This window comes from Yoonia sp. (assembly GCF_017854415.1).
GTDB lineage: Bacteria > Pseudomonadota > Alphaproteobacteria > Rhodobacterales > Rhodobacteraceae > Yoonia.
In genome coordinates, this window is record NZ_JAFMHR010000187.1 from 1 (window position 1) to 4,237 (window position 4,237).

The window sequence follows — 4,237 nt, forward strand, 5'->3', positions numbered from 1 at the left end:
CTCGTCGTAATGACGGGTGAGCTTGATCAGATTGCTTTTAGATGACTCGTGCAAGTTGGTAGTTTTAACAATATCCTGCTGCCACTCACGGAACTGAGGATATGTTTCGAAGAATAGCTGACGGTAGTCCTCAGCCTCTTCCAGCGACATAGCGACGCCGTAACTGCTGACCGCTTGCCGCTGCAATGTGGCTGCACCCGCGCCGAACAGCAGTCCGAAGTTGACGGCCTTTGCTGCCGTCCGTTCAGCCTTGGTGACGTCTCCAGGTGCCTTACCTGACATCCGGGCAGCCATGCTGCGATGCAGATCCTCACCATTACTATAAGCAGCATTGATCACATCATCTCCTGACAGGATTCCCGCAACCCGCAACTCAACCTGTGACAAGTCACCCGTGACGAAGACGAAGCCCTCTGGCGCACTGAAACAGCGTTTGAAGCCCGACCGAGGCATGTTCTGCATGTTGGGGTTCCGACAGCCGAATCTGCCCGTCACCATGCCCGCGATCTGGTACCCGGGGTAAAGGCGCCCGTCAATCAACTGCGCTTGCACCTTCAGTCCAAAGTTACTCAGGCGACTGGTGATCCTCGTGTACTCTGCCAAAGGTTTGGCGGCAGGGATATGGCTCGCGTTCTCCAGCGCCTCACGCGCAGTCGACAGGTTGCCGTTGTCAGTCAACGGCCAGTCCAGCAACTCGTCGTCACTAAGGGCCTGCGTGAGCCATGCCTGCTTCTGCTGGGCGCTGTTAGGGTTGTCGATGTTAATCTGCCCGAGGGCGTCGTCCCGCGCCTGCTCCCAGTCAGTAATGATTCTGTTGTGGCACTCAACGTCAAACGGCACCCCTTTGCTGATCTGACGGGACAACGGGTATATCAGACTGCAGAGAAACGTATATGCTCCTCTGTAGTGGGGTACATTCTCAGCGAACCACTGATCAAAAACATTAGCCAACTCGAAGGCCACTACGGCATCAGCCGCTGCGTATTCAAGTTGTTCCCGCAATAGCTTAGGGCGCGCCCAGTCTGACACCTGCAAGGTCTTGTCCAGACCCAAGTCAAGGCACTCTTCGGCCAAGTCCTTGAGCGCCCTGTTTTCGTTGAAGAATACACGCCCCATCAACATGCTGTCGTGCAGATTACTAAAAACCATGCCCTGCTGCATGAAGTGCCCGGCCTCAAACAGCGCGTTATGGGCCACGGTCTTGACCGACAGCAGCGGCTGAATCCAATCCAGACTATTGATCTTAAACTGATCAAAAATGTAACAGTCGGTCCCGTCGCAGTATTGAATCAAGCGTATGCGACTCAGCTTTGGATTCAGACCGCTCTGGGGGTGACAGGGGTCTGTCTTGGCGGTCTCTATGTCCAGCCCCAGCATGTCGCAAGCGGCAAGCTTGATGGCCACCGGACGGGCAAGCTCGAGGTTATCGACCGTGTGCAGCGTCACACGATCCGCCAGCCACTCACGCAGGTTTCGAGCCTTGCCCTCCGCCTGCCAAATATTTTTGAGTTTGCTGACGCGCATGACCTCTTCGTTGTTCGGATCAAGGCGCCGCTGTTCCAACCAATCCTCATAGCTCATCATGGCCATGCCCTCCCTGGTTGGCAGATTGCGCATAACTATGTGTCACCGCTTCTGTTTCAGCCGCTACCTCGCTACCATCGGTAATCGCTTGATTTGTAGGGCCTCCAACCGATTGGACGGGTAGCGGTAGCGTCTCGTCATCCGCTACCTCCCCAGTGACACCGACCGCAGAGTGCTTTGTTGATACTGTGGTTGTCGCCGAATCGACGTTAACAGCCGCTACCGCTACCTCACCCGCTACCATCACAGGCCGCGGTAGATCTAGGTTTCCGGCCTCAGGTAGCGGTTTAGCGGTTGATTCAGGGGTAGTGTTCGCAAATTCTTTTCTAAGGTACCTTTCAAAAAGGGGCCTGAGATCCGCAAGAAAGTAGTGCTTCAAGTTCTTGGCGCCCACCTTGGATTGGTGGGTGTAAACATCAAAGTCCTTGAGCAGTTGAGCGAGTCTGTTCTGGGTGAGAGGTTTATCTCGGTTGTATTCTGACCATGGACGCTCCTCCATGGCAGTCAACATCTTCACCAGAACCTTCGACGGCAATTTGTCTTTGCCCTCATCGCGGAAGAGCTGCTGGATGTCCGCCAATAGCTCCACCGTCAGGCTATCATCCTCCTTGATGGTCAGCTGTCGGCAGGCGGCTTGCGCGTCGTCAAGCAGTCCACAGCGCAGCGCGATTGCGGCCAAAGGTATCCAGTTGTCCCGTGCCCGGTCGTTGCTGATTTCCTCCGGCGTCAGATCTCGGTCACCTTTTAAATCTGCCACGTTATCCTCGGCCCAGCGGAGGCACTTTTGACGAATGTCCGAATATTCATTTTCTGCCTCGAGCGGCAGTGGTGTAACCTGATCGGCGCCCAACTTGCGTTGCATGCGAACAACTACCGATCGATCCAACAGCGTGTCCGGCGGTCGCTTAATCATCCCTATAGCGATCGGTGCAAACGTTGGAAACAACTTCGGCTCGTGTTCATCGCCCACGGTTCGAATGACAAATGCAGTAGATTTTGTGTGACCTGAGTTGAGAATTCCACGCAGCTCATCATTACCCTGCAGGAATGTGTCGGCTTCATCTATCAACAAAGTGGGTGACCAGGCCTCTAGCCCCCGATACAGCGACGCAGCTGAAATATTTGCAGCCGCAAGCCCCCTAAAACACATTGCCTGAATCGTTTCCAATAACGTCGTCTTGCCGCAGCGCTTCTCGGGCGACGAAACCAGCAGCCTGGGACAGATTCGGAACGCCCTGAAGACATAGGTCAGCACGATCCAAAGCGCCACAGCCATGGACTCCTGCGCCGAAAGGATAACGTGATTTCGGATGATGGATTGGATCTCAGTCACCAGCACCCTACCATCAACCGCTTCCGGCCACGGTTCCTCGCCGCTAAACAGACCTCCTTGCTCAGGCCCATCATCGCGGGCTTGATCTAAAGCCTTACGGGCTTTATTGACCCCGCTGTCCACAGTACGTTTACTCACTCCCCCCAGTAAATCGACGAGCCTGCCTTTGCATCGATCGTAATCCAAGGGCGACAGGCGGGCTGCGGCCTCGATGATCAGATCGTCCATGCCATTCATCCCAGCCCACTCACGGACTGGGATGCGCTGCTCTGTCAACCATTCCTGCGTCAGATCAGCGTGGTCTGCAACGTCCTCACCGTCAGTCCAGCCTAATGCCAGTGTGTCGATGATGAACACCTCTGACCCGTTGACCAATAATTCAGCCGCGATTGTCATCGCGTACTTGGTGCCTGGCTCATCAGCGTCAGGTATCAACGTCGTAACTCGCCCATAGAGCGGTGACCAATCCGATTTCAGCGCGTTACTGCTGCCGCTTGCCGAGGTAGTGCAGATAGAGCCTGAAAAATGTTTGCTGGCAGCGTCTACAGCCTTCTCGCCCTCGACGACAACTATCGCAGCGCTCTTGTCGCGTAAGATCTGGTCAAGGTGATATACCGGCAGCGGTGAACCTGGCAGCCGCCACTGCCAGTCCTGTGCTTCAGGGTTGTAAGACACAGAGCGTGTTTCCTTCCCTTGGTGGGTGTCGAAACGATAGACGATGAAAGCAACCCGGCCATCAGCAGTCAGGTATTCCCATGACATGGCAGGAACACCGAGCTCAGGGTGAATATCGGGTGGTAGGTGACAGTCGTTCGGCGCCGGAGTCGACAGAACATCCGGTTTGACGGTCTTGCTTACCGACTTTGTTGATGTATGTGTGGTTATAGGTCTCGACTGGCGAAGCGTTTCCTCCAGCGCGGTCACTGCAGCATGTTCGTCCAGCTCATTTAGCACCATATACAGGCTAACCAAATCAGGTCCTGAAAAACCCTCGACTGCGTAGTCCTTCCAAAAGCCCGTGGCCAGAGTTACCTTGAATGACCCAAGGTTTTTGTCATCTCGACACGGGTTAATCGCAACGAAATGCTCGCCCTGTCTCTCGCCTTCCAACCAAGCCCTAAGAACAGCCTCGCCGTTAGATAGCAGTTGACTATTAACGCGAGACCTTCCTTTATTAAAAGTTTTGCTCTTCATGATGTATTCCTTTTGTGTGCAGGGGCTGATTCCAAACCACGCCCCCAAATGTTTAGGAGTGGCGGACCCGTTTTGAAACCCAGCCCTTGATGTCGCGGTGCAACTTGAGATAGACATCACGATCCA

The 4,237-nt window shown here is 54.6% G+C and carries 2 protein-coding genes; both read right to left on the reverse strand.

Features of this window, described 5'->3' with window-relative positions:
- The coding region (locus QZ197_RS15010; protein ID WP_296432962.1) for a DNA polymerase at positions 1-1,617 on the reverse strand (1,617 nt) is incomplete at its 3' end.
- Positions 1,571-4,111, reverse strand: a complete 2,541-nt coding sequence (locus QZ197_RS15015; protein ID WP_296432965.1) for a DUF3631 domain-containing protein — start codon at positions 4,109-4,111, stop codon at positions 1,571-1,573. The genes QZ197_RS15010 and QZ197_RS15015, both read right to left, overlap by 47 nt.
- Between the last annotated feature and the right edge of the window lie 126 nt (positions 4,112-4,237).